The organism is Streptomyces sp. DH10, from assembly GCF_029813805.1.
Lineage (GTDB): Bacteria > Actinomycetota > Actinomycetes > Streptomycetales > Streptomycetaceae > Streptomyces > Streptomyces coeruleofuscus.
In genome coordinates, this window is the sequence record NZ_JARVKU010000018.1 from 1 (window position 1) to 25,570 (window position 25,570).

Here is a 25,570-nt window from a genome sequence, read left to right on the forward strand (position 1 = left end):
GCCGGGGACCTCGTCCAGTGAGGTCCCCGGCCGGCGTGCGGGGAGAGCCTGTTGTGCTACGTGTCCCGCCTGGCGGACCACACCGAGGCGTTCCAGTTGGGGATGGCGTCCCAACTGCTCGAGCATGCACGTCAGGTACTCGACGACGACACCGAAGATCTGGAGGAGTTGCACCTTCTCGCCGCCCAGTTGACCAGCGCATTGCGGGACGTGCTGCGCGTACCGACCAGCGGCGGACAGAGGCCGGTCGCGTCTGGGCACCGTTGAGGGGCCTGAGCGGCGGCCGTGTGTAGTGCGGCAGGGAGCCTCGGAGACGGTCCGGGGCTCCCTGTCTCATCTGGCGTGACCTTGGCACGCTCGCAATGAGGCTGAGCTTGGTGACCACCCCTTTAGGAGTTCGATCGCTGGCCCAGAAGAACTCATGTCGCTAACAGCGCACGAGGACGCCAACTGGCCGTGCCGCTCGACCAGGGGCACCGCCTGTGTTGGACGCCTGGCGGTGAAAACCAATGCGGGAAGCAGTTCAGGCGGTCTCGAAGAAGTCCTCGTCGGTCTCCACCACTCGGAACGTCTGCCGCTCTTGCACCCCGATTCCGTGGGTGACCATGAGCCGTCCGAGGCGTGGGCCGTCGATGAGGATGACGCGCGGGGTGATGGACCGGGCGAAGTCGACGGCGTCAGGCGTGAACCGACTGGTGGTGATGAAGACGCCTCCAGCCGCGCCGGCGTGGTGCAGGGCGCCAAGGAACGCCTGCACGTCCGGCCTGCCGATCGCGCTTTCTGCCTTGTACCGCTTGGCCTGAATGTAGATGCGGCCGATACCGAGGGGATCCTGGTTGATGACACCGTCGAACCCGCCGTCCCCGGGGCCGCCGAGATGGACGGCTGCCTCGTCGCTACCGCCGTAGCCCATGGCGACCAGCAGACGCAGGACCGCCTTCTCCAAAAACTCAGGTGGGGCGGCGTGAAGACGCTGCACCAGTTCGGCGGCGACGTCGGCATCAAGCTGTTCGACCGCAGCGCTGATCTGCTCGAACGGTGTTTGATCGCTGGTGCTATCGAGCCCCGTCGGGCCGCTGGTCTGCGCTCCTGGGGATCCCTTGGACCGTGCCTGGAAAGCCCGGAACTCCTCGAACTGGCGCAGGATGTCAGGGCCGAACCCATCCGGATGTGCCTGAACCAGCTGGCGCCCCCGATCCGTGATCTCGAACAGACCACGGCGGGGCTTGCGTACGGCCTCGGCGTGGAACAGGTAGCTCAACGCCCACGTCACGCGATTGTCGAGGCGCCGCTGCCCGCTGGGTATGACTTGATTGCGCTGCATGGTGGTCAGCTCAAGCCGGTCGGAGACCTCGGCGACGATGTCGCGCGTCTGCATCGTTTTCCCGGCCTCTAGCACGGCCAGAGCGGGGGCGAAGAACTCATAAAACTTCGGCAGGTCATCCACAGCGGCGTTTGTGGCGGTGTCGCTCACTCAAATCCTCTCGTACGGTAGCGCTCCCGCAAGCGGCCGGGATGGCGAACGAGCTCACAATGTCCGTTCAATGCTCGCTGGAGCAGGAGTTTAGAAGATGCGGGCACACCCCCGCAGCCTGGCCCGGCCGGGTCGTGCCACTTCCGCGACAGGCTGCCGAATGCCGTCGCCGTCTGCGCTCGTTGCCGTCAGCGTTGCCGTCACTGCCGTCGGCGTCTTGGTGAACAGGTTCTGGCGACAGGCTTGGAGTGAGGGCTTGAAGGCGCTTCGTGCATTTGCCCCAACAGGGCTTGCCTGGGCAGTTGTTCGCCCCGGCGGTGGCTTGCCCGTCGACTTCGACGCTCATTCGACTCGCCCTGGTGAGACGTGCAGATGGCCTTCAGCAGCCGGTCTGGCTGATCACAGGTGCGGCTGACCAGCAAGACAGAGGAAGCCCACGGCCCTGAGCAGCTCAGACCCGTGGACGGCCCCGGGACGGCCCGGGCTGGGGGTGACGGAAACTGCGGTGCGGTGGCGCTCAGTGCTGCTCTACGATCGCCCTGCCTGCGTCGGCCGGCAGCTGTAGACCCGCAGCACCGGCCCGTTGTGGAGGGGGCCAGCCCGTTCGAGCCGGGCCAGGTGGGCTGACATCCGCTTTGCGTGGCCAATTGGTGGGGAGCCAAGTTGGTGTGGGACGGGGCGTTCTACCGCGTGCAACGTGACGGATACGAGATCTGCTTCGTCCCCGATTTCGGTGTACCTCTCGACGAGATCGACGACGTCGACATGTGGGTGGTCTTCGACGACGGGGAACGGTGGGCGGGGACGATCTACACCCTGGACAATGTTCACCGCACCATGGACCGTTGGCGACAGACCGGTGAATGCCTTGGCGGCAGGTACTTCTACGTATGGGATGGGCTGATCGTCCGCGACCGAGGCATTCCCGGGATGGTCGAGGTCGTCGACGAGCTTGTTCGGAGCGGTGGCTACACATCCGTCTTCCGCGACGTCGGTCCAGAAGACACGGATGACTGACCCCTTCGTCCCGAAGCAACTCCGGTAGGCGTGGTGCCTTGGGAGGGCGTGCCATTCACCTGCGCTGATGGTCCGCAGACGTCCGCGCTCGCCCGGCGTTGTTCGTCGGCGTTGTCACGCAGTTAGACACTCACCGGATGTGCGGATCAGCGCACGTTAGCTCAGTTCTCCGGGTGCAGGCATAACCCTCCCAGTGTCGCAGATCAACTCCAGTAGCCCAGGCCACAGCGGGGTGGGGGTGGTCACCCGTGGTTGCCGACTGTCAGCGTTGGTCGGCTTCGCACGGCCCAGGGACGGCCCAGGCCGCTCGGATCTCCGTCAGCATACGCTGACATTTAAGAAACCTATCGATCCGATCCGATCGCTTTCTCTACAGCCTCGACATCGCCTGCTCGAAACCGAGATCAATGCGTACCATTCGAGGCATAGACGGGGTGAACGATCGGGGGGCCATGGGAACCGAGCCGAACAATTCAATGGGAGAGCCTGCACAGAACAGGTCTGGAACCAATGATTCAGCTAGGGATCTTACGCAGAACACGCCAGCCACCAACTCACCGACAGGCGGCCCCTTGCGCAATAGGGGCGAAAGACGGCGGATGACTGCGGAGCAGGCTGTTATCGGTGCGGCACTAATCGCGCTAGTCGGAGCCTTCGTGGCTATCATCCCTGACTTGCTCGATTCTGGCGATCCTGAGAACGAGGACACCTCCAAGGCCACTTCCGAAAAGAGCAGTCCGAAGAAGGTCCTGGACGCAAGCTCTGCTTTGGAATTGGTTGATGTTTCTCCAGCTGGACGGGGAGAGGAAACTGTCTTTCTGGACGTTAAGATGCGGAACCTTGGAAGCAAGACGTCCATTCTCAAGCGGGCCACTGCGCATGTGAGCGAGTGGCGCGTAATTGGCACATGCGGCATCGGGGCCCCTATACCCGTGTCCAGTAGGTACAAGATGACGCTCCCGCTGGACCCAAAGAAGGCAAAGTTCGACGTATCGATCGAGATGAACGACTTCTTGAAGCCGAACGAAGCGACGCGCATCAGGATCGAAACCGGCCTGGATACGGAGAACCCGTTTATTGATGGCATGCTGTTTCGACTCACCCTTGAGCTAAGCTTCGATAAGAACGGGAAGGTTACATCGCACCCCGTGATAATTTCCCTTCCGGGGAAGCTGTCACCTCCAAAGGAATGGGAGGAAATGCAGGATGACCCTTATTTCGAGGGGGAATGCGCCAGGGAAAACCTCAAAGATCTGAGATATATTCTTAAGCTTCCCGGAAGGCGGGATGGCGAAATGGAGGCGATCACAAATGCTTTGTAGGACACCCTTTTAGGGTGCGACCGCCCCAGCCACAGAGGGTGTCCCCCCACTTCATGCCCGCAGCCGCCGAGCGCGCCGCCGGGCGCGGCCAGCCGGGGCGCAGACAGGAGGCAGGCCGCGCCGCAGAGGCGGCGCGCGCCCGCGCCGTGCGCGGGCACTTGATGAAGTAGGGAAACTCTTACCGCGATGCGGTCGAGTGTGCGGTTACAGGGCGAACGGCTCGTAGGACAGGGCTCGGTCGACGACCTTCTCCGCCGTCAGCTGGGGATCGTGGTCCCAGAAGACGTAGTCGCTGACGTGTGGGCAGCCAAGTCCGCGCACGAGTGCTGCGATGATCTCGTCGGCTTCGGTCTCGTCGGCATAGTCGGCGTTCATGAGCCGCTGGACGAGGTGGATGCCTTCCGCTCGACTCATGCTGCGGGGCGTTGTCACGCCGCCTCGGTGCCGGGTGTCTGCCCGTGCTCCAGGTAGACAGGCGCAGCTGCGTCTCGGGCCTCTGTTGCTGCAATGATGCGCCGAGCCAATCGCGGGATGGTGTGCTCCGAGATCTGCTCGGGAGTGAAGAAGGCGAAGCTCTTCAGCTCCTCGGGCTGCAAGCTGATCCGGGCCAGGACGTCCTGGCCGAGCTGGCCGCCGTCGAACAGGTACAGCACCTTGTCGCCCTCGGCCTCGTTCGGGGCCCAGTCGACCGCGAGCAGGCGCCCAAGGAGTGGGGTGATGCCCAGCTCCTCCTGGACCTCGCGGACGGCCGCGTGCAGAGGGGATTCGCCGGTCTCGACGTAGCCGCCGGGGATCTCCCAGTAGTCCTTATATGTGGGCTCCACCATGAGGACTCGCCCAGCGGCATCAAAGAAGAGCGCACCCGCTGCCATACGCGGATGCGCCATCTTCGCTTCCTGTTCAGTCGGCGCCATGCAGCCGAGGGTACCCAGCTCAGACGACATGCCGCCTGTTGGCCAGGTCCGCCAGACTGCGGCTCGGCCGGCCTCGCTGGTTCCGGACCCAGGTGAGCACCAGCTCGCGGGCGAGGTAGTGGCTTCGTACCTGCTCAGGTGCCCAGCTCTCCGCTTCAAGGATCTTCACCAGAGCGCCGTCCATGCGGTTGTGGGCGCTGAGCGCTCGCGCCACTTCGAGGTTGTGCCGGGTCCGGCGCTCGGTCGGCAGGCCGCTGGTGTCGATCTCCGGGCCCAGGTCCACCGCGATCTGCATGTCACCCAGCTCGGCGGCGGTCGCCACCCGGTGGATCGCCACATTCGTGGGACCGAAAGCGGTCCAGACGTGGTTGGCGTCGGTTCCGCCGCCTGGTCGGCCTCCGCAAGGAAGGTCTGGGTCGTTGCACGGTCCTCCGCTCGGGCCGCAGCCATGGAGCCCGCGAGGTACAGGGTTCCGTAGATCGACAGGAACGCCGGGCTCGCGTCGTCCATGCCGGGGCGAAGGTACTCGCCAGCGTCCCCAACGAGCTGCGTGGCGGCATCGAACCGGCCATTGGACAACAGGCTGGGCTCGGCAGGCCTGCCAGTGCTGTGCTCAAGGACGTGACGCCGCTCGTCCGGCCGGTGCGCGCCGTTGCTGTGCTGCCACTCCCAAGCGGTGCTGCGAGCGTCGGCTGTCGCCGCGCATGGTCCAGTACCTGCATGCGGTGCTGCGGAACGCGCTCCAGCACGCGGTCCGTGAGGAGTTGGTGCAGCGCAACGTTGCCAAGCTCGTGCAGGTCCAGACTCCTCGGTACCGGGTCGGCCGCGGTCTGTCCGTCGCCGAGGGGAAGAAGCTCCTGGACGACGTGCGTGACGACCGGCTGAGTGCGGCGTACGTGCTCGCGCTGTACCTGGGGCTCCGGCGTGGCGAACTGCTGGGACTCCACTGGTCGGACGTTGACCTGGACGGGGGATCCCTGGAGATCCGTACGGCCCTGCAGCGGGTCAACGGAGAGCTGACGCTCACCGCGCCCAAGACGCGCCGCTCGGAGCGCCCCCTGCCGCTTCCGGCCGTGTGCGTGGACGCACTCCGCCGGCACTGGGAGCGCCAGGCGGAAGAGCGCGAAGCCGCAGGGGAGCAGTGGCAGGAAACCGGCCTGGTCTTCACCACCCGGCGGGGGACCCCGATCGAGCCCCGGAACCTGAACCGGCACTTTTACCCGATCCGCGAGCGGCTCGGCCTGGACGTCCGCTTCCATGACCTCCGCCACACCTGCGTGACCCTGCTGCTGGGCCTCGGGATCCCGCCGCACATCGTCCGCGACATCGTCGGGCACAGCGCCCTGGACGTGACCATGAACATCTACGCGCACGCCGACATGACGGAGAAGCGGGCCGCTCTGGACAAGCTGGGAGACCTGCTGTCCGGCGAATGACGGGGCCGTTGCCGTCAGCGTTGCCGTCAGAGACACGAAACGCCCTGGAGGGGAGATCCCCTCTGGGGCGTTTTTGCTGGTAGGAGGTGGCGCCCCCGGCAGGACTCGAACCTGCGGCCAAGCGCTTAGAAGGCGCCTGCTCTATCCACTGAGCTACGGGGGCCGGTGTGGTGGCCTCTGTCGTGGTGCCCTGGTGTGGGCCGATCCGTGACGTTGCCGGGGACAAGGATAGGGCTCCCGCGTCCTTGTCCCTGTTGCTTCGCCTCCGTGGCTCGATGTGGAGGTTCGGTGAAGCGGTCCTGATAATCGCAGGCAGGTACGAATCGTGCACCGCTTTTGGCGTCAGAGGCATCGGGTGTTGTGCACTCGTTATGCCTGGAGCGGGCCCGTGTCCCAGTAGTCCCTTCCGTCCCTTGTGTTCCGTCGGCGCGCAGACATGCTCATATGCTTCAGAAATCCCCTAAAATTGGGCATTCTTCGCATGTGGTGACCTTGGACGTACGGCCTCAGCTGCTCGACGCACTCTCCGCCCTGCGCGACCGTGTCGCCGCCGCACGCTTCCCGCTGCCCCTGGCGGGGGCTCCACGCGCGCGTGCCAGTCGCGACGAACTGCTCGCCCAGCTCGACGACTACTTGGTGCCCCGACTGAGAGACCCCGAAGCGCCACTTCTGGCCGTCGTGGGGGGCTCCACCGGAGCCGGGAAGTCCACGCTGGTGAACTCCCTCGTGGGGCGTCGGGTCAGCGAGGCCGGGGTGCTGCGGCCGACGACACGGACGCCCGTGCTGGTCTGCCATCCGGAGGATCATCACTGGTTCAGTGGGATGCGGGTGCTGCCCGATCTCACGCGCGTGTGGGTTCCCCAGCAGGACCCCACGGACGATCTGCTGCTCCCGGGCGAGAACCCCGCACGCGTGCTGCGCGTCGAGACCACCGAGACGATGCCGCCCGGCCTCGCCCTCCTCGACGCCCCCGACATCGACTCCCTGGTCTCCGACAACCGCGTCCTGGCCGCCGAGCTCATCTGCGCGGCCGACATCTGGATCATGGTCACCACGGCCGCCCGCTACGCCGACGCCGTCCCCTGGCACATGCTGCGCACCGCCAAGGAGTACGACGTCACTCTCGTGACCGTCCTGGACCGCGTGCCCCACCAAGTGGTCGCCGAGGTGTCACGGCAGTACGGCGCCCTGCTCACCAAGGCCGGACTCGGCGAGGTGCCGCGGTTCACCGTGCCGGAACTGCCCGAGTCGGCCTGGGGCGGCGGGCTCCTGCCGGCCAGCGCCGTGGCCCAGCTGCGCACCTGGCTGGTCCACCAGGCCCAGGATCCGGCGGCCCGTCAGCAGGTCATGGCCCGTACCGCGCACGGCGTCCTCGACTCCCTGAAGTCCCGGATGCCCGAGCTGGCCGGCGCCGCCGCCGCACAGTACGCCGCCGCGCTACGGCTCACCGCCGCCGTCGACGGGGCGTACGACCGCGAGCACACGCGCGTGCGGGGCCGGTTGCAGGCCGGGGCGGTGCTCGCCGGGGACGCCCTCAAGCGGTGGCGCGCCTTCCCCCTGGACTGCACCGCCGGCGAACTCCTCGACGCGCTCGTGGAGAGCCTGAGCGCGCTGCTGCTGTGCGCCGTCACCGCCGCCGACGAGCGCATCGACGACGCCTGGCGGCGTGAACCCGCGGCGGCCCTACCCGGGCTCGCCGACCGGGAACCCGCCGCGGAGAGCGCCGAGCACCGGATCGGTCTCGCCGTACGGCGGTGGCGGCGTGAGCTCGAGGAGTACGCCGAGGACGAGGTGCGCGAGCTCGACCGCAACCTCGCGCCCGACCCAGAGCTGGTCGCCGCCCTGGTCGCCACCTCCCTGCTGGGCGGCCGCCGGGGACGGATGGCCGGGGAGGGGCTCGCCGAGCGGATCGGCGCCCACGGCGCGCTGCGGCTGCGCGATCGGGCCGGACGGCTGCTCGCCGAGCACGTCGACCGGGTCCTGCACGACGAGCGCGAGCGCCGGCTCGCCCCGCTCGACGCCCTCGACGTCCATCCGGAGCCCCAGGCCGAACTCATCGCCGCCCTGTCCGTACTTCAGAAGGAGAGGTGACCGGTGACCGCCGTCACTGACCAGGACCACACCGAGCGCGCCGACCAGCCGGGCGACGCGGACAAGGCGGGAGCCGCCGACAATCCATCGTCGAGGGCCCCCGAGAACGCCCCCGAAAACGCCCCCGAGAACGCCCCCGAGAACGCCCCCGAGAACGCCCCCGGGAACAATGCTTCCAGGAACGCCGCTTCGAACGCCTCCGGGGGCGTGCCGGACGGCGACTCCTCCTCCCGGACTGCTCCCTGTGCGGATTCCCGTATGAATTCCCGTACTGATCCCCGCACGGACTCCTCCGGCACCTGGGACGACGGGCTCATCGCACGGCGGGTCGACGAGACCACCGCAGGAAAGCAGTACACCGTGAGGGACAGCCGTCCCGCCGCCCCGTCGTCGGTGTCCCCGCTGGTGTACGACGGGCCGCTGCGCTCCCGGCTGGAGGCGTTGCGTGAACTGGTGGGGCTCTCCCGCACCCGGCTCGACAGCCGGACGCTGGCGGAGGCGGGCCGGGTGCTCGACGAGGCGTCCGCGCGGCGCAGGCTCTCCGGGCAGCACACCGTCGTCGCCATCGCGGGCGCCACGGGCAGCGGCAAGTCACAGCTGTTCAACGCGCTCGCCGGGGTGGCCATCTCGGAGACGGGCGTACGACGTCCCACCACCGCGGCGCCCATCGCGTGCAGTTGGAGCGACGGGGCCGCCACCCTCATCGAACGGCTCGGCATCCCGCCCCGGCTGCGTCGGCGCCCGCTGCCGACCGGGGACGGGGAGTCCCAGCTGCGCGGACTCGTCCTCATCGACCTGCCTGACCACGACTCCGCGGCCGTACAGCACCGCGAGCACGTGGACCGCATCCTGGCGCTGGTCGACGCGGTCATCTGGGTCGTCGACCCGGAGAAGTACGCCGACGCCGTCCTTCACGAGCGCTATCTGCGGCCGATGGCGGCCCACGCGGAGGTCATGTTCGTCGTCCTCAACCAGATCGACCGGCTGCCCGGGGAGGCCGCCGAGCAGGTCCTCGACGATCTTCGGCGGCTCCTCGACGAGGACGGCATCGCCCTCGGGGAGTACGGCGAACCGGGTGCGACCGTGCTCGCGCTGTCCGGGCTCACCGGGGACGGCGTCGGTGAACTGCGCGAGGCGCTCGGTCAGTTCGTGGCGGATCGCACGGCGCCGGCCCGCCGCATTTCGGCCGACGTGGACATCGCGGCGGCCCGGTTGTGGCCCGTCTACGCCACGCAGCGCCGGACAGGGCTCAGCGAACAGGCCCGGGAGGAGTTCTCGGACCGGCTCGCGGACGCCGTGGGCGCCACGGCGGCGGGCGAGGCCGCCGAACGCGCGTGGCTGCGCAACGCCAACCGTGCCTGCGGCACGCCCTGGCTGCGGCTGTGGCGCTGGTACCAGGACCGCGGCGAGCCCGCCACGGGGCGGCTTCCCTCGCGCACGCAGGCCGACGAGGAGGCCACCGCCCGGCAGCGGGTCGAACAGGCGGTACGGACGGTGGCGGACCGGGCCTCGGCCGGTCTGCCCGCGCCCTGGGCGCAGGCGGTGCGCGAGGCCGCCGTCCGCGGTTCCCAGGGGCTGCCCGAGGCGCTGGACGAGCTGAGCGCGCGCGCGGGAGTGCCGACAGGGCGGCCGCCGCGGCCGGGGTGGTGGCCGATGGCCGTCCTGACCCAGGCGTCCATGACCATCCTCCAGTTCCTGGGCGGCCTGTGGCTGCTGGGCCAGATCGTCGGGGTCATGTCGCCGAACCTGGGCGTACCGGTGCTGCTGATGGTGATCGGCATCGTCGGCGGGCCGCTCATCGAGTGGAGCTGCCGGATGGCGGCGCGGGGGCCGGCCCGGCGCTACGGCCTGGAGGCGGAACGCAGGTTGCGGGAGGCGGCGGCCGGGTGCGGGCGGGCCCGGGTGCTGGATCCGGTGGCGGCGGAGCTGCTGCGGTACCGGGAGGTTCGGGAGCAGTACGGGAGGGTGGTGGGGGCGGGGAGCTGACGCCGGGTCGGCGTCATTCGGAAACTGGCGTCGCGCGCCACTCCAGGTCCCTCGTCGCGCCGCGTCGTACGCCCCTCCGCGTCCGCCGCCGCGCCGCGTCGTACGCCCCTCCGCGTCCGCCGCCGCGCCGCGTCGTACGCCCCTCCGCGTCCGCCGCCCCTCCGCGTCGTACGCCCCTCCGCGTCATACGCCCGCGCCCCTCCGCATCACACACCGCTCGCCGTCACCCGCCCGGGTGGCGGCGTTGTCCACAGGCGGGCGGTGATCCACAGCGCTCAGCGGGCTCGGCCCGGCGGCGGCAGTCTGGCAGACACAGCCGTACGGGAGGGGCCCGTACGAGTGTCGGCCCGGTGTCGCAGTCCGGGCGAGGGAGGGGTTCGCGATGAACGAGACGATGGTCTGCGCGGTCGGCAGGGTGGCGACGCAACCGGTGTACCGGGAGATGGCGTCCGGCCCGTCGGCGAGGTTCCGGATGGCCGTGACCGCGCGCTACTGGGACCGCGAGAAGAACATGTGGACGGACGGGCACACCAACTTCTTCACGGTGTGGGCCAACCGGCAGCTCGCCACGAACACGGCCGCGTCACTGACCGTGGGCGAGCCCGTGATCGTCCAGGGCAGGCTGAAGGTGCGGACCGATGTGCGCGAGGGGCAGAGCTGGACCTCCGCGGACATCGACGCGGTCGCGATCGGCCACGACCTGGCCTGGGGCACCTCGGCGTTCCGCCGAGCCGGCAAGTCGGAGCCGGCGTCCGCGTCGACGCAGCCGGAACCCAACTGGGAGACCTCGCCGGGGGGTTCGCCGGACCTGATCCCGGACCCCATGGACGCAACCGCTCAACAACCTCCGGAAGCCGCCGCGTTGACGTGACGTCAATCACCCGACTGCCTGCCCGAACTGCGGCTTATCGGCGAGTGCGCACCGAAAAATCGGCGGTGGACTTGTCGATAAGCCCTGCTCACAAGGGGTCTTGGCGATAACGATTCCGAGTCGGATCACTCGTCCGACCGTCTCACCGGCGAGCGGCGTCTGCCGCGTACCTAGGATGCCGGGCATGGCTCTCGGGGCTCTTGCGGCCTGCGAGGCTTCTGATTCTGCTGGTGGGACCGTACCCCCCACATCGACGGGTCCTGCTCGAAGGGGAATTTGGTGTTTGCTTCGTTCTCTGCGGTGTCCGTACGCAGGCGAGGGGCTGCCCGCCTCGGTGCCGCGACGCTGGTGTCCGGGCTCGTCGCCGCGGGCGGGCTGGCCGGCGCCGGCCAGGCGGCCGCCGAGGAGACCACGCCGAGTCAGGGCGGAGCGACCGCGACGATAGCCGGGCTCAAGACGTTCGGCACCGCGGTGATACACGGCGACAGCGGGGACCAGCAGGTGTCGGCAGGCCTGTTCGAGATGTCCGTCGACGGCGGCGGCATGCTCCAGACGTACTGCGTCGACCTGCACAACCCGACGCAGCGGGACGCCAAGTACCACGAGACGCCCTGGAGCGGCACTTCCCTGGGTGCCAACAAGGACGCCGGCCGGATCCGCTGGATCCTTGAGAACTCATACCCGCAGGTGAACGACCTCGCGGCGCTGGCGCGGAAGGCGGGCGTCCGCGGTGCGCTGACCGAGCAGGACGCGGCGTCCGGCACGCAGGTGGCCATCTGGCGCTATTCGGACGACGTGGCCGTCGACGCCCTCGACCCGCAGGCCGAGCAGCTCGCGGACTATCTGGAGAAGGACGCCCGGAGCCGGCCGGAGCCCCGGGCCTCGCTGACCCTCGACCCGCCGGCGGTCTCCGGCCGGCCGGGGGAGCGGCTGGGCCCGGTGACGGTGCGCACCGGTGCCCGCAGTGTGACGGTGAGCCCACCCGCGGACGCCGCCACGAGCGGGGTCCGGATCGTCGACAAGCAGGGCAAGGCCGTCACCTCCACGTCCGACGGCGGGCAGGTCTTCTTCGAGGTGCCCAAGGACGCGGCGGCCGGCACGGCGGAACTGACCGCGCAGGCCTCGACCACCGTGCCGGTCGGCCGTGCGTTCGCCTCCGAGAGCCGGAGCCAGACGCAGATCCTGGCCGGTTCCAGCGAGTCGACGGTGTCGGCGGCGGCCGCGGCGACCTGGGCGAAGGAGGGCCCGGTCCCGGCACTGACGGCGGCGAAGAACTGCGCCGAGGGCGGTGTGGACATCATCGCGTCCAACAAGGGCGACGAGCCCTTCACCTTCGAACTGGCCGGACTCGAGCACACCATCGCCGCGGGCGAGTCCCGAACGGTGACGGTCCCGCTCCAGGAGGACCAGGCCTACGACTTCACGATCCACGGCCCGGGCGGCTTCACCCAGCGCTTCACCGGCATGCTGGACTGTCAGATCCAGGGCAGCCAGACCGGCACGGCCACGCAAACCCTCAGCGAACCGAGCCCGGCCTCGGTGGGCGGCACGGCCTCGGACACCAACCTCGCCGAAACCGGCAGCTCCGGAGTCACCCCTCTCATCGCCGGCATCGCCATCGCCCTGGTCCTGATCGGCGGAACGACCCTGATCGTGCTCCGCCGCGGGGAGACACCGACGGGGGACTGACGGTCCGCGGGCTCGCCCCCCAACTGTGAGTGCCCGAACGCGCGCCGATCCCCTCGCTCTACGCTCACCCCATGAAGATCACGACACGGGCGGCAGACGAGGCGGATCTGAGGGCGCTGCTGGGCCTCTACGGTGAACTGAACCCGGACGACGCGCCGTTGCCCCAGGAGACCGCGGAGGCCGTTTGGGCGGTCATATCCGGGCAGCAGGGGCGGACCGTCCTGGTCGCCGAGGCCGACGGAGTCGTGGCCGGGACGGCGGACTGCGTCGTGATGCCGAATCTCACCCGCGGCGGCCGGGCCATCCTGTTCGTGGAGAACGTGGTGGTGGCCGGCCGCTTCCAGCGGCGGGGCGTCGGGCGCCGGCTGATGGAGGCGGCCGTGCGGCTGGGGGAGTCGGCCGGCTGCTACAAGGTGCAGTTGCTGGCGGCGGACGACGAGTACGTGCACAGCTTCTACGAAGCGTGCGGCTTCAAAGCGCCGGCGCAAGGGTTTCGCCGCTATGTGGAGTAGCTGTGCGCGTTCCCGGCGGGAACCGAACCGATTCCCCTGACGTGTTTCTGGGCAAGGGGTGGTGCCTCGCGCTGCGATCAGATCAAGATCGAGGCAAGGCCGGTGCGGATGTCAGTGCCGGAAGGGATACTTGCGGCGACGGATGACCATGGGGGAGGTCACAGTGACACACCTGCCGACGAGCAGCACACCACCAACGGGGCCGGGCATGCCCACTCTCCCGGCCGTGCCGGCCCAGCCGGCACCACCGTCACCACCGGCCCAAGCTCCCCACGGCCCCGCTGAACCTCAGCCCCGGCGTACCGCCTTCGCCGAGGGGCTGGACCAACTCCGGGCCGCCGCCACCACGGAGCCCGGCCGCCTGCGGATCATCGGCGCCCTGCTCGCGCTCCTCGTCGTCGCCTTCGGCGCCGTCACCGCCTGGCAGATGACCGAGCGCGCGGCCGCCGCCGACGACGTCCTCACCAGCAGCCAGCCCCTCAGTTCGGACGCGGCCGACATCTACCGCTCCCTCGCGGACGCCAACACCGCCGCCTCCAGCGGTTTCCTCGCCGGCGGCCAGGAGACGGCCGCCTCCCGCGACCGCTACGAGAAGGACATCCGCACGGCAGCGGAGAAACTCGTCAACGCCGCCGCCAACTCGGACCCGGACTCCCCGTCCGCGGCGACCATCGCCAAGCTCAACAGACTCCTCCCGGAGTACAAGGGCCTGGTCGAACGCGCCCGCACCTACAACCGCCAGGGCTTCCCGGTCGGCGGCGCCTACCTCCGCTACGCCAACGAGAAGATGCAGGAGGAGATGCTCCCGGCGGCGGAGGACCTGTACAAGAAGGAGAACCAGCGCCTGCGCGCGGACTACGCGGCCGCCACGCCCTACCCTTGGGCCGCCATCGCCCTCGGCGTCGCCGCCCTGGCCGCCCTGGCCTGGGCCCAGCACCGCAACTACCAGCGCACCAACCGCGTCCTGAACCACGGCCTGGTCGCCGCCACGGCCACCGCGACCGTGGTCCTCCTCTGGCTGGTCATCGGCCACAGCGTCGCCCGCGCGGGCCTGAACGACTCCTACGACCACGGCGTCCGTTCCCTGAACGTGCTGCACGACGCCCGTATCGCCTCCCTCAAGGCCAGGGGCAACGAGAACCTGACGCTGGTGGCCCGCGGCGCCGAGACGAAGAAGGTCGGCGACGAGACCTACGACGCCTACGACTACGACTTCCGCACGGACATCAAAGCCCTGGGCAAGCACCTGGCGGCCGCAGGCGAACTCGCCGACGACGCATCGGGCGAAAGCCCCGTCACCGCTGCCGTCGGCAACATGGCGGAGTGGAAGAAGCGCCACGCCGCGGCCCGCGAGCAGGACGAGAACGGCAACTACCAGCAGGCGCTGGACAAGGTCGTCGGCACCGGGAAGACGACCGGCGAGTGCTTCGACAGCGTCGACGACAACCTGCGCAGGGCACTCGCGCACGAGGAAACCGAGTTCAAGCGCGCGGCCGGTGACGGCCGGGACGCCCTGACGGGCCTGTCGGCGGGCGCGGCCGTCCTCGCGGTGCTCGGCGCCGCCGGCGCGGTGCTCGGCATCGGCCGCAGGCTGTCGGAGTACCGATGAACGGGACACGGGTGAAAGGGGGCACGACCATGCGAGCACGACGTCTGCGGGCCAGTCTGAAGGGCTGGGGCGGGGTGGCCGCGATGGCGGTCGTCTGCGCCCTGGTGGCGGTCTTCGCCCTGTGCCTCCCGCTGTCGGGACCGAGGAGCGTGGACGACCAGTCCGTCGCCCAGTCGGCCACGATCAAGGCCGAAGAGGACTGCGAGGACCCCGAGAAGCAGACCCTGTCGCCCTCCTCCGCCGACGGCGACACCATCCAGAAGATCAAGAACCGTCAGGGCGGCAAGCGCAAGCTGATCGTCGGCGTCGACCAGAACGGCTACCGCTGGGGCTACCGCGACCCCAACAGCGGCAAGCGCGGGGAGCTGGAGGGCTTCGACATCGACCTGGTCCACCGCATCGCCGAGGACATACTCGGCGACCGGAACGCGGTCCAGTTCAAGGCGATCCCCACCAACGAGCGCATCCCGGCGATCCGGGACGGCAGCGTGGACATGGTCGTCCGCACGATGACGATCAACTGCGAGCGCATCGGTGAGGTCGCCTTCTCCGCGCCGTACTTCAAGACCGGACAACAGGTCCTGGCCCCCAAGTCCTCGCCCATCAAGGGCTACGACGGCACGCTCGCCGGCAAGCGGATCTGCACGGCCGCGGGCTCCACGGCGTACTCCACGCTGGAAGCGGACAAGGAGAGCGGCAAACTCCCCGCCACGACCGACATCTCCAAGACCGTCCCGAACCAACTCGACTGCCTCGTCAGGCTCCAGCTCGGCGAGGCCGACGCGGTGGTCACCGACGGCGCGCTCGCCGCGAGCCAGGCGGCACAGGATCCGACGGTCGAGCTCAAGGGCGACGCCTTCACTGCCGAGTACTACGGCGTGGCGATGAAGAAGGACGCCGACGATCTGGTACGCCGGGTCAACCAGATCCTGGTGGACTACCGCAAGGACACCGCGAACGGCTGGCAGGCGTCGTACAACAAATGGCTGTCGGCGACACTGGGCAAGATTTCGGAGAAGTCGGAACCACCACCACCGCAGTACCTGCGCACGACCTGACAACCGCACCGACCCCCCAACCGGCACAACCGCAGCGAGAGGTGATCGATGGGCGTCACGGGATCCACCGGGCCGGTGATGGACCGGGACGAGGTGGACCGTGCGCTGGCGCGGCTCGGCGCGGAGCACGAGGCGATCGAGACCTCGCTCCTCGCCCTCCAGGACCACGCGGGCCGCAGACTCCTGGAGGGCGCCGAGCTCACCGGCGTCACCCAGGAACGCTGGACGTCCACGGAGGCGTCGATCACGCTGCTGTGGACGTACTTCGACGCGTACACGGACGCCTTGCGCACCGCCCGGGAGATCCGCGCCCGCCGCCGCTGGTCCAGCCGCGAGGACCTGGTGGAGCTGACGGAGCTGCTGAACGGCGAGTCGGTCACGGTCGCGGGCAGCGTCACCGCTACGGCCAACGCCCCGACCCTGCACGGCACGGGGAACAAACTCAGCGAACGCTACTCGCTCGCCACCCTCGTCGACCGGATGAACGAGCTGTACGCGACGAGCCTGGACATGGTCGTCGCGGCCGACGCGGTCTGGTCGGCGCTGCCCGCCCGGATCGATCTGCTGGCGGCCGAGCTCCAGCGCACCCGCCGGCTCGCGCACTCGGTCGGGGTGCGCCCCGGAGAGCACCCGGCGGGCGACGACCTGGAGCGCATCACCCGTACGCTCACCAAGCTGCGCGAGCAGGTGGTGTCGGACCCGCTGGCGTTCTGGCTGGCCGCGGAGGGCAGTTCGGCCCCGGGCGGCGGCAGGCCGGACACGACGGTGTACGACCGTGAGGCGCGCGCCCTGGAGGACGTACGCCGGGAGATCGACGCGGTCCTGACCGTACGGCAGGACGCCGAGAAGCGGATCGTCCGACTGCGGGACGTGCTCAGCCGCGCTGACCGGACGCTCGCCGAGGCGCGCGCCGCGCGCGGCGAGGTGCTCGCGAAGATCGCGGCGACGGAGGTGCCGGTCGTCAGCGGACCGCCGACCGCATTGCAGGAGCAGCTAGCGGCGGCCGCGGAGTACCGCAGACAGGCACAGTGGCACCGGCTGTCCCCGCTCCTGGAGTCGCTGGAGGAGAAGGCGGAGGACGAACTGCTGCGGGCCCGCGAGTCGTTGACCGCGGTCACCGCACCCCTGGCGGTCCGCGCCGAACTGCGTGGCCGGCTCGACGCGTACAAGGCGAAGGTGGCCCGGCACGGCTTCGCCGAGGACACGCTGCTCGTCGAGCGGTACGAGAAGGCCCGCCGCATGCTGTGGAGCGCCCCCTGCGACCTGCGCGCCGCCGAACAGGCCGTGCTGCGCTACCAGAAGGCCGCCGCGGAACTGCTCGGCGGCCCGCGGGTGGCGGACCCGGGCGTGCCGGAGGACGACCGGAGGGGGCCGGGCGCATGAGCGACAAGGGGGAGTCCGTGAGTCAGGCACCGAACGAACCGCCGAACGAACCGCCGAGCCGGTCACCGGGCGGAACACCGGGCGATCCGCAGCGCACCTGCCAGCGCCCCGCCTGCGGAGGCAGCTACGAAGACGTGGGCGGCGGCGAACTGTACTGCGACACCTGCGGCCTGGCCCCGGTCGTCGCGTCGAACGGCATGGTCGGGTCACCTCCGACCGGCATCACCGCCGGCGGCAAGGGCGGCTCCCGCGGCTCGGGGGGCAGCGGCAGCTCCCGTTCCACCGGCCGCAGTTCCCGTACGTCGTCCCAGTCGTCGAAGTCCCGCCGCTCGGTGTCGGGACGCCTCTCGCGCTCCCTGTCGGGCAAGGCGACGGGCCGCTCGGTGTCGGTGCGCAGCTCCGGCTCCGCCGCCGGTTCCTCGTCCCGGGGCCGGCTGGGCGCCGGACTGGTCCAGGTCCCGCCGATCCCGCGGCCCGACCCGCGCGCCATGGTCCTGGACAACCCCGAGGTGCCCGAGCGGAAGCGGTTCTGCTCGCGTTCCGACTGCGGCGCCCAGGTGGGCCGCGCGCGCGGCGACCGTCCGGGACGTACGGAGGGTTTCTGCACCAAGTGCGGCCATCCGTACTCGTTCGTGCCGAAGCTGAAGGCCGGGGACGTCGTGCACGGCCAGTACGAGGTGGTGGGCTGCCTCGCGCACGGCGGCCTGGGCTGGATCTACCTGGCCGTCGACCGGGCGGTCTCCGACCGCTGGGTGGTCCTCAAGGGTCTGCTGGACACCGGCGACCAGGACGCCATGGCCGCGGCCATCTCCGAGCGGCGCTTCCTGGCGGAGATCGAGCACGCCAACATCGTGCGGATCTACAACTTCGTGGAGCACCTGGACCAGCGCACCGGCTCCCTCGACGGCTACATCGTCATGGAGTACGTCGGCGGGAAATCGCTGAAGGAGATCGCCAACTCCCGCCGCACCCCGCAGGGCAGGCGCGACCCGCTGCCGGTGGAACAGGCCTGCGCGTACGGCCTGGAGGCCCTGGAGGCGCTCGGTCATCTGCACAGCCGCAACCTGCTGTACTGCGACTTCAAGGTCGACAACGCCATCCAGACCGAGGACCAGCTCAAGCTGATCGACATGGGCGCGGTCCGCAGGATGGACGACGAGGAGTCGGCCATCTACGGCACGGTCGGCTACCAGGCGCCGGAGGTCGCCGAGGTCGGCCCGTCGGTGGCGAGCGACCTCTACACCGTCGCCCGCACCCTGGCCGTCCTGACCTTCGACTTCCAGGGCTACACGAACGTCTACGTCGACTCCCTGCCCGACCCGGACAACATCGAGGTCTTCCGGCAGTACGAGTCGTTCTACCGCCTCCTGGTCCGGGCCACCGATCCCGACCCGGCCCGCCGGTTCGCCTCCGCTCAGGAGATGACCGAGCAGCTGACGGGCGTCCTGCGGGAGGTCGTCTCCCTCCAGACGGGCCGCGCCCGGCCCGCCCTGTCCACACTGTTCGGGCCCGAGCTGCGGGTCACGGACACGGTGTTGTTCCCGAAGCTGGACGGTGAGGTGTCCAGGCTCGGGGCGAGGGCGGTACGGAACCGGCGCCACTCCGGGACCGCGGCGGCGCTGCCCGCTGTCCCCTCCCAGCCCCACGCCGCCCGGCTTCACGCCGGAGTGGGAGGAGCCGCGGCAGGGCCGGGCCCGGGCGGCGGCCATGGTGGCGCGCAGAGCCTCCCCACCCTCCACGGCCTCGTCAAGCCCGTCGACACCCCCGCCGCCGCCCTCGCCCTTCCCGTCCCCCGCGTCGACCCGTCCGACCCCAACGCCGGTTTCCTGGCGGGCCTGATGACCTCCGCCCCGGCCGAACTGCTCGGCGCCCTCGCGGCGGCTCCGGCCCCGTCGATCGAGACGCGGCTGCGGCAGATCCGGGCCTGGCTGGAGACCGGTGATCCGGCCGCCGCGCTGGAGGCGCTGGTCACGCTGGAGGGGGAGCGGCCCGACGACTGGCGGGTGGTCTGGTACCGGGGCGTGGCCGCGCTGGTGACGGGCGACGACGAGGGCGCCGCGCTCGCCTTCGACGCGATCTACGACGCCTTCCCCGGCGAGATCGCGCCCAAGCTGGCGCTGGGCCTGTGCGCGGAGGTGCTGGGCCAGCTCGACAACGCCGCCGAGTACTACCGGCTGGTGTGGTCGACCGACCCGAGCTATGTGAGCGCCGCGTTCGGGCTGGCCCGCGTGCAGCTGGCGACCGAGGACCGGCGCAGCGCCGTACGGACCCTGGAGTCGGTCCCGGAGTCCTCCATCCACTACACGGCAGCGCGCGTGGCCGCCGTCCGGGCGAGGCTGCGGCAGCGCACGGCGACCGCCTCGGACGTACCGTTCCTGGAGGACCTGACGGCCGCCGCGGCGCAGGTCGAGGCCCTGGACGCGTACGGTCTGGACCCGGCGCGGCGCGAGCAGTTGTCGGCCGAAGTCCTCGGCTGCGCGCTGGACTGGGTACTCTCCGGGGGCCAGGGTTCCGCCCCTCCCGCCGCCGGGGGACGGACGCTGCTCGGCAGCGGCCTGGACGAGCGGGGCCTGCGTTTCGGACTGGAACGCTCGTACCGCACGCTGGCCCGGCTGGCGCGGGGCGGCGAGGAGAGGATCGACCTGGTGGAACGTGCCAATCGTTACCGCCCCCGGACGTGGGTGTAGTTGATGTCGCAGATGCCCCAGTTGTCCGCCTGCCCGAGTTGCGAGGAACCCCTCGAATCGGGTGACCGTTTCTGCGGCGCGTGCGGATACGACCTGTCCGCCGTGCCGGTACGGCCGGAGGACAACCCGACCATCACCATGAACGGCTCGGTGCCCGCGCAGGGCGCTCCGGCCGCCGGTGTGTATCCCCAACCGCCGTCGGTGCCGCCCAACGGCGCCGGCTGGCCCGCCCCCGGGCCGGACGGCGCGGGCGGATCTCAAGCGGCGCACCTGCCGACGGACCTTCAGGGCACGGACTCCGGCGGCTCCGCGCTGCCCCCGGGCACACCTCCGCCCCCCGGTGCCCCGCCGGCCCCGGCAGCGGGCGTCCGCTTCGACCATCCGCCGCAGGCCGCGGGCCACCCCGTGCCGCCCGGCGGCACCGAGGGGCATCCCGTGCCGCCCGGCGGCTACGCCCCGCAGCCCGACGGATATCCGGCACAGTCAGAGACCCATCAGCCACAGCAGCCCGACGAGTACCTCCTCCAGGCACCGGACCCACGGGTGTCCGCCGACCCGGCGGCCCAGACCGCGGGCGCCGGCGGCAAGGTCTGCGTGGCCTGCCGGGCCGGCCGCGTGGACGACGACGGCTACTGCGAGAACTGCGGCCACGCCCAGCCGCGCGAACGGGACCACATGGAGCAGGAGTCCGGCCCGGTGGCCGCGGTCAGCGACCGCGGCCTGCGCCACCACCGCAACGAGGACGCGTTCGCCATCGGCAGCACCGCGCTGCCGGACGGCTCGCCCGCCTCCGTGGCGATCGTCTGCGACGGCGTCTCCTCGGCGACCCGCCCCGACGACGCCTCGATGGCGGCATCGAAGGCGGCGAGCGAGGCACTGCTGGCCGCCCTGCCACGCGGCACGCACCCGCAGCAGGCGATGCACGACGCGATCATCGCCGCCTCGCGCGCGGTCAACTCGCTCGCCGCGGAACCCGCCACGGCCCGCGAGCACGCCCCGCACCAGAACGCCCCCGCGTGCACCATCGTCGGCGCCGTGGTCACCTCGGGCCTGCTGATCGTCGGCTGGGTCGGCGACAGCCGCGCCTACTGGGTCCCGGTCGACCGGAGCGCACCCCCCGCCCGGCTCACCGAGGACGACTCGTGGGCCGCGCAGATGGTCGCCGCGGGCCTGATGAGCGAGGCCGAGGCCTACGCCGACGAGCGCGCCCACGCCATCACCGGCTGGCTCGGCGCGGACGCCTACGAACTGGAGCCGCACACCGCCGCGTTCAAGCCGGACCGGCCGGGCGTGGTCGTGGTCTGCACGGACGGCCTGTGGAACTACGCGGAGGCGGCGGAGGAGATGGCCCGGGTCGTCCCGCTCGACGCCGCCGCGCAACCGCTGCACAGCGCCCGGGTGCTCGTCGGCCACGCCCTGGACGGCGGGGGCCACGACAACGTAACAGTGGCCCTCGTGCCGTTCCCGGCCGTCTCCCAGGGGGCAGGATCGGCCTGAGGCCGCGTTACGGGGATGCCTCAGCGGACCGGAGGGGACCGGTCCGCATTCCGTCATCACCCCGCTCCGGTGGGGGCTTTCGAGGGGGATCGAAGCAGGCATGGCCAATTTCTCGAAGTCGAACGTGCCCCAGTTCTCGGTGGACGTGTACCAGAACGAGTACCTGCCGGAGGGCGCCGTCGAGGTCAACGCCATCGTCACGGTGACGGCGACCGGCGGCGGCACGATCGGCACCGCGGTCTCGGCGCCCCACCTCTTCTCGCCCGGCCAGGGCCCGTCCGCGGCTGTGGCGATCATGGTGGACTGCTCCGGGTCGATGGACTACCCGGCGACCAAGATGCGCAACGCCCGCGACGCCACGGCCGCCGCGATCGACACCCTGCGCGACGGTGTGCACTTCGCCGTGATCGGCGGGACACATGTGGCCAAGGAGGTCTACCCGGGCGACGGTCGCCTCGCGGTCGCCGACGCCACCACCCGCGAGCAGGCCAAACGGGCGCTGCGCTCGCTCAGCGCGGGCGGCGGCACGGCCATCGGCACCTGGCTGAAACTGGCCGACCGCCTGCTGTCCTCCGCGGACGTCGCCATCCGGCACGGCATCCTGCTCACCGACGGCCGCAACGAACACGAGTCACCCCAGGACCTGAAGGCCGCGCTCGACGCGTGCGCGGGGCGTTTCACCTGTGACGCGCGCGGCGTGGGCACCGACTGGGAAGTGAAAGAAGTCACAGGGATCGCCTCCGCCCTGCTCGGCACCGCCGACATCGTCGCCGATCCGGCCGGACTCGCCGCCGACTTCACGCAGATGATGGAGACGGCGATGGGCAAGGAGGTCGCGGACGTCTCCATGCGGCTGTGGACCCCGGTCGACACGACTGTGAAGTTCGTCAAGCAGGTCGCGCCCACGGTCGAGGAACTGACCGGCCGGCGTACCGAGGCGGGGCCGCGTGCTGGTGACTACCCCCTGGGTTCCTGGGGGGACGAGTCCCGTGACTACCACGTATGCGTGGAGGTCCCGGCCGCGAACATCGGTCAGGAGATGCTGGCGGCCCGGATCTCGCTGATCATTCCGCAGCCCGACGGCACCGTCCAGAACCTGGGCGCGCAGGGCCTGGTCCGTGCCGTGTGGACGGACGACATGGTCGCCTCGACGTCGATCAACCCCCAGGTCGCCCACTACACCGGGCAGGCGGAACTGGCGCAGGTCATCCAACAAGGGCTGGATCTTCGCAAGTCGGGCGATATGGACGGAGCAACGGCCAAACTGGGCCGGGCCGTTCAGCTCGCGAGTGCCTCCGGGAACGCCGATACTGCGAAACTGCTTGCGAAGGTGGTGGACGTGGTCGATGCCGCGACCGGTACTGTGCGACTGAAGGCGAAGGTCGAAGAGGCCGACGAGATGACGCTCGAGACCCGGTCCACCAAGACTGTTCGCGTGAAGAAGTGACCTAGAAGGAATCGAAGGAGGGACGCGCCGACATGCCGACCTGCCCGAACGGACACCAGTCGGGTTCCGACGACTGGTGCGAGGTCTGCGGTCACCGCATGGCGGGTGCCGTGCCTCCGCCTCCTCCCCCGCCGCCCCCGCCCGGCGGCGGCTACGGCTTCCCGCCCCCCGGCGGCCCAGGCGGTCCCGGGGGCCCTCCCGGCGGCCCCGGTGGCCAGCCCGGCGGGCGCCCTCCGCACCTGTCCGCCGTACCGAACGCCGAGCCGGAGCTCTGCCCGCAGTGCCGTACGCCGCGTGAGGGCGGCGCACCGTTCTGCGAGGAGTGCCGGTGGAACTTCCTGACGAACACGGCGACTTCGTACACCCCCGCCGCCCCGCCCCCGCCGCCGCCCGGCCCGGGCGTGCGCTTCCAGCCGCCGGGCCGGCCCGGTCCGTCCGGCCCGCCGGGACCGTCGTACGGCGGCGGCGACTCGTACGAGTACCAGGGCTCCCGCCCGTCGCAGATGAACCGCCCGGCCGAGCCGATCCCGCCCTTCGGCAGCGACCCCTCGGGCTACCCCGGACCCGGCGGGCCCGGTGGTCGTCCCGGCCCTGGTGGCCCTGGTGGCCCCGGTGGTCCTCCCGGTCCGGGCGGCCCTCCCGGGCCCGGTGGTCCTCCCGGCCCGCCCGGATTCGGTGCCGACCCCTCGCGGCCGGTCCCTCCGCCGCCCGGACCCGGCGCGCCCGGTGGCCCCGGCGGTCATGGCGGCGCTCCGCAGGGCTTCCAGCAGTCCGGTCCGCCGGCTCCGCCCGGATTCCCGCAGGAGACCCAGCGTCCGCAGCAGGGCGGTCAGTCCTTCGGCGGCGGTGACGACTGGGTGATCTCCCCGCCGTCGTCCGCCGGCCCGGGCGGCGGCCCTGGCGGGCCCGGTGGCCCCGGTGGCGGCTACGGCTATCCGCAGCCCGGCGCCACCCAGGCCCCGCCCGGCCCCGGCGGCGGCTACGGTTACCCGCAGCCCGGCGCGACCCAGGCACCGCCCGGACCGGGCGGCGGTCAGGGCGGCTACGGTTACCCGCAGCCCGGCGCCACCCAGGCCCCGCCCGGACCCGGCGGCTTCCCGCAGCAGCCCCAGGCGCCCCAGGGCCCGGTGACCTGGACCGCGACCATCGGCCCGGACCGTGAGTACTTCATGGCGATGATGCAGCGTTCCGGCCCCGAGGCCGCGGGCCTGAACCTGCCCGCGTACTCGCCCGAGCAGCAGCGCACGCTCACCGGCAACCAGCTCACGATCGGCCGCCGCCGGCACTCCACCGGCGACACCCCCGACATCGATCTCTCGGTGCCGCCGGAGGACCCGGGCGTCTCGCACCAGCACGCGGTGCTGGTCCAGCAGCCCGACGGCAGTTGGGCGGTCGTCGACCAGAACTCGACGAACGGCACGACGGTCAACGGCTCGGAGGAGCCGATCCAGCCGTTCGTCCCCGTACCGCTCCAGGACGGCGACCGGGTGCACGTCGGCGCCTGGACGACGATCACGATCCGCCGCGGCTGAGCCCCGGTCAGCAGCCTCGTCAGGACGGGAGGGGCCAGGCGTACGGCCCCTCCGGGTCGTCCAGCCAGGCCCATTCCCGGTCCCCGCTGACGGTGATGCCGTAGCGCTCGCGCTGCGGCATGCCCTCCTGCTCCCACAGCGCGTGCGCCTCCTGCGGGTCGAGGCTGCCGCGGGTGAGGGCCAGCAGGAAGTGGAACAGGTCGTCCTCCCTGGCCCGGCGCGGTACGCCGCCCAGTTGGAGCGGCTCGCCCCCGGGCCGGCTGCCGCCGCGCAGCGGCACGAAGTAGGCGGGCGTGTGCAGGAAGCGCCCCTCGGCATGGCCGGCGTCGCGCACCGTGAGCACCATCAGGCCGGTGGCGAGCGGCATCAGGATCCGGCCACCGGGGCGGCTCTGGGCGAGCCAGGCGCGCGGCACGGTGCTCAGCGCGCAGGTGGCGATGATCCGGTCGAACGGCGCGCGCTCGGGCACACCCCGGGAGCCGTCGCCGGTGACGACGACCGGGTGGTACCCGGCCGCGGCCAGGTGCCGGCGGGCCGACTCGGTGATCTCCGGGTCGAGGTCCACGGTCGTCACCTTGTCGTCGCCCAGCCGGTGGGCGAGCAGCGCGGCGTTGTAGCCGGTGCCGGCGCCGATCTCCAGGACCGTGTTCCCGTCCTCCACGCGCAGCGCGGCGAGCATGTCCGCCATCAGGGACGGCTGGCTGCTGGAGGAGAGCAGTTCGCCGTCGCGCAGCCGGGTCGCCAGCGGGGTGTCCTCGTAGGCGCCCCGCAGCCACCGCTCGCGCGCCCGCGGATCGGGGCTCTCGCCCCACCGGCGTTCGTAGCCGCCGACGACGCCGACGTAGTAATACGGCACGAAGAGGTGGCGCGGGACCGCCGCGAACGCCTCCCGCCACGCCGGGTCGGCGCCCCAGGCTCCGCTCGAGTCGATCCGGCGCACGAGAGCCGCCCGCGCGGCGGCGGCGAGATCGTCCGGTTCCCTGTCGGGTGCATGCCCGCCCATACCCCCACAGTAAGGGCACCGGGGCCGGTCCTAGGCCTTGAG

General features: G+C 70.8%; 20 protein-coding genes and 1 tRNA gene. 15 read left to right on the plus strand and 6 right to left on the minus strand.

The window, feature by feature from the left end:
- Positions 1–523: 523 nt before the first annotated feature.
- Positions 524–1,474, minus strand: coding sequence for a restriction endonuclease (locus QC385_RS30760; RefSeq protein ID WP_279544642.1), 951 nt, complete (start codon positions 1,472–1,474; stop codon positions 524–526).
- Positions 1,475–2,140: 666 nt separating this feature from the next.
- Here QC385_RS30760 and QC385_RS30765 point away from each other — a divergent pair.
- Positions 2,141–2,491 (plus strand): hypothetical protein, encoded by a 351-nt coding sequence (locus QC385_RS30765; RefSeq protein ID WP_279544772.1) that lies wholly within the window; start codon positions 2,141–2,143, stop codon positions 2,489–2,491.
- Positions 2,492–3,090: 599 nt separating this feature from the next.
- Entirely contained in the window at positions 3,091–3,813 is a 723-nt protein-coding gene (locus tag QC385_RS30770; RefSeq protein ID WP_279544643.1) for a hypothetical protein, read from the plus strand.
- 204 nt (positions 3,814–4,017) lie between these two features.
- On the opposite strand, the gene QC385_RS30775 is transcribed toward QC385_RS30770, so the two are convergent.
- From QC385_RS30775 to QC385_RS30785, 3 genes are read right to left on the minus strand one after another with little or no spacing between them, the layout of a single operon-like run.
- Complete coding sequence (locus QC385_RS30775) at positions 4,018–4,227, minus strand: e9imm peptide (RefSeq protein ID WP_279544644.1); 210 nt, start codon at positions 4,225–4,227, stop codon at positions 4,018–4,020.
- 14 nt (positions 4,228–4,241) lie between these two features.
- Entirely contained in the window at positions 4,242–4,727 is a 486-nt protein-coding gene (locus QC385_RS30780; RefSeq protein WP_279544645.1) for an NUDIX hydrolase, read from the minus strand.
- Between the two features lie 19 nt (positions 4,728–4,746).
- A complete protein-coding gene (locus QC385_RS30785) occupies positions 4,747–5,064 on the minus strand; it encodes a hypothetical protein (RefSeq protein WP_279544646.1) in 318 nt (105 codons plus the stop codon).
- A gap of 367 nt (positions 5,065–5,431) precedes the next feature.
- Between QC385_RS30785 and QC385_RS30790 the strand changes: the two genes are divergently transcribed.
- Entirely contained in the window at positions 5,432–6,163 is a 732-nt protein-coding gene (locus tag QC385_RS30790; protein ID WP_279544647.1) for a tyrosine-type recombinase/integrase, read from the plus strand.
- 87 nt (positions 6,164–6,250) lie between these two features.
- On the opposite strand, the gene QC385_RS30795 is transcribed toward QC385_RS30790, so the two are convergent.
- Positions 6,251–6,326, minus strand: a tRNA-Arg gene (locus QC385_RS30795).
- Between the two features lie 320 nt (positions 6,327–6,646).
- On the opposite strand from QC385_RS30795, the gene QC385_RS30800 reads away from it, so the two are divergent.
- The 12 genes from QC385_RS30800 to QC385_RS30855 all read left to right on the plus strand — a co-directional run bounded on the left by QC385_RS30800 (position 6,647) and on the right by QC385_RS30855 (position 24,525).
- Entirely contained in the window at positions 6,647–8,254 is a 1,608-nt protein-coding gene (locus tag QC385_RS30800) for a dynamin family protein (protein WP_279544648.1), read from the plus strand.
- Positions 8,255–8,257: 3 nt separating this feature from the next.
- Positions 8,258–10,240 carry a YfjP family GTPase gene (locus tag QC385_RS30805; protein WP_279544649.1) on the plus strand — a complete coding sequence of 661 codons (1,983 nt, stop codon included), beginning with the start codon at positions 8,258–8,260 and terminating at the stop codon, positions 10,238–10,240.
- Positions 10,241–10,622: 382 nt separating this feature from the next.
- Positions 10,623–11,111, plus strand: coding sequence for a single-stranded DNA-binding protein (locus QC385_RS30810; protein ID WP_279544650.1), 489 nt, complete (start codon positions 10,623–10,625; stop codon positions 11,109–11,111).
- Positions 11,112–11,390: 279 nt separating this feature from the next.
- The gene (locus tag QC385_RS30815; protein WP_279544651.1) at positions 11,391–12,800 is read left to right on the plus strand and encodes a Cys-Gln thioester bond-forming surface protein; all 1,410 of its coding nucleotides are present in this window, start codon (positions 11,391–11,393) and stop codon (positions 12,798–12,800) included.
- 71 nt (positions 12,801–12,871) lie between these two features.
- The gene (locus QC385_RS30820) at positions 12,872–13,312 is read left to right on the plus strand and encodes a GNAT family N-acetyltransferase (protein WP_279544652.1); all 441 of its coding nucleotides are present in this window, start codon (positions 12,872–12,874) and stop codon (positions 13,310–13,312) included.
- A gap of 208 nt (positions 13,313–13,520) precedes the next feature.
- On the plus strand, positions 13,521–14,921 hold the full coding sequence (locus tag QC385_RS30825) for a hypothetical protein (protein ID WP_279544653.1): 1,401 nt from the start codon (positions 13,521–13,523) through the stop codon (positions 14,919–14,921).
- A gap of 29 nt (positions 14,922–14,950) precedes the next feature.
- On the plus strand, positions 14,951–15,979 hold the full coding sequence (locus QC385_RS30830; RefSeq protein ID WP_279544654.1) for a glutamate ABC transporter substrate-binding protein: 1,029 nt from the start codon (positions 14,951–14,953) through the stop codon (positions 15,977–15,979).
- A gap of 48 nt (positions 15,980–16,027) precedes the next feature.
- On the plus strand, positions 16,028–17,362 hold the full coding sequence (locus tag QC385_RS30835) for a hypothetical protein (protein ID WP_279544655.1): 1,335 nt from the start codon (positions 16,028–16,030) through the stop codon (positions 17,360–17,362).
- A 17-nt stretch (positions 17,363–17,379) separates the two neighbouring features.
- Positions 17,380–20,049, plus strand: coding sequence for a tetratricopeptide repeat protein (locus QC385_RS30840; RefSeq protein ID WP_443033038.1), 2,670 nt, complete (start codon positions 17,380–17,382; stop codon positions 20,047–20,049).
- Between the two features lie 3 nt (positions 20,050–20,052).
- On the plus strand, positions 20,053–21,546 hold the full coding sequence (locus QC385_RS30845) for a PP2C family serine/threonine-protein phosphatase (RefSeq protein WP_279544656.1): 1,494 nt from the start codon (positions 20,053–20,055) through the stop codon (positions 21,544–21,546).
- 100 nt (positions 21,547–21,646) lie between these two features.
- A complete protein-coding gene (locus QC385_RS30850; RefSeq protein WP_279544657.1) occupies positions 21,647–22,993 on the plus strand; it encodes a vWA domain-containing protein in 1,347 nt (448 codons plus the stop codon).
- A gap of 32 nt (positions 22,994–23,025) precedes the next feature.
- On the plus strand, positions 23,026–24,525 hold the full coding sequence (locus QC385_RS30855; RefSeq protein ID WP_279544658.1) for an FHA domain-containing protein: 1,500 nt from the start codon (positions 23,026–23,028) through the stop codon (positions 24,523–24,525).
- 19 nt (positions 24,526–24,544) lie between these two features.
- On the opposite strand, the gene QC385_RS30860 is transcribed toward QC385_RS30855, so the two are convergent.
- On the minus strand, positions 24,545–25,528 hold the full coding sequence (locus tag QC385_RS30860; protein ID WP_279544659.1) for a methyltransferase domain-containing protein: 984 nt from the start codon (positions 25,526–25,528) through the stop codon (positions 24,545–24,547).
- Between the last annotated feature and the right edge of the window lie 42 nt (positions 25,529–25,570).

Excerpts from the sequence above, each read along its gene's own strand:
- QC385_RS30770 (WP_279544643.1), top strand. The coding sequence starts at position 3,091 with ATGACTGCGGAGCAGGCTGTTATCGGTGCGGCACTAATCGCGCTAGTC.
- QC385_RS30775 (WP_279544644.1), bottom strand. The coding sequence starts at position 4,227 with ATGAGTCGAGCGGAAGGCATCCACCTCGTCCAGCGGCTCATGAACGCC.
- QC385_RS30780 (WP_279544645.1), bottom strand. The coding sequence starts at position 4,727 with ATGGCGCCGACTGAACAGGAAGCGAAGATGGCGCATCCGCGTATGGCA.
- QC385_RS30790 (WP_279544647.1), top strand. The coding sequence starts at position 5,432 with ATGGTCCAGTACCTGCATGCGGTGCTGCGGAACGCGCTCCAGCACGCG.
- QC385_RS30810 (WP_279544650.1), top strand. The coding sequence starts at position 10,623 with ATGAACGAGACGATGGTCTGCGCGGTCGGCAGGGTGGCGACGCAACCG.
- QC385_RS30820 (WP_279544652.1), top strand. The coding sequence starts at position 12,872 with ATGAAGATCACGACACGGGCGGCAGACGAGGCGGATCTGAGGGCGCTG.
- QC385_RS30825 (WP_279544653.1), top strand. The coding sequence starts at position 13,521 with ATGCCCACTCTCCCGGCCGTGCCGGCCCAGCCGGCACCACCGTCACCA.
- QC385_RS30830 (WP_279544654.1), top strand. The coding sequence starts at position 14,951 with ATGCGAGCACGACGTCTGCGGGCCAGTCTGAAGGGCTGGGGCGGGGTG.
- QC385_RS30835 (WP_279544655.1), top strand. The coding sequence starts at position 16,028 with ATGGGCGTCACGGGATCCACCGGGCCGGTGATGGACCGGGACGAGGTG.
- QC385_RS30845 (WP_279544656.1), top strand. The coding sequence starts at position 20,053 with ATGTCGCAGATGCCCCAGTTGTCCGCCTGCCCGAGTTGCGAGGAACCC.
- QC385_RS30850 (WP_279544657.1), top strand. The coding sequence starts at position 21,647 with ATGGCCAATTTCTCGAAGTCGAACGTGCCCCAGTTCTCGGTGGACGTG.
- QC385_RS30855 (WP_279544658.1), top strand. The coding sequence starts at position 23,026 with ATGCCGACCTGCCCGAACGGACACCAGTCGGGTTCCGACGACTGGTGC.
- QC385_RS30860 (WP_279544659.1), bottom strand. The coding sequence starts at position 25,528 with ATGGGCGGGCATGCACCCGACAGGGAACCGGACGATCTCGCCGCCGCC.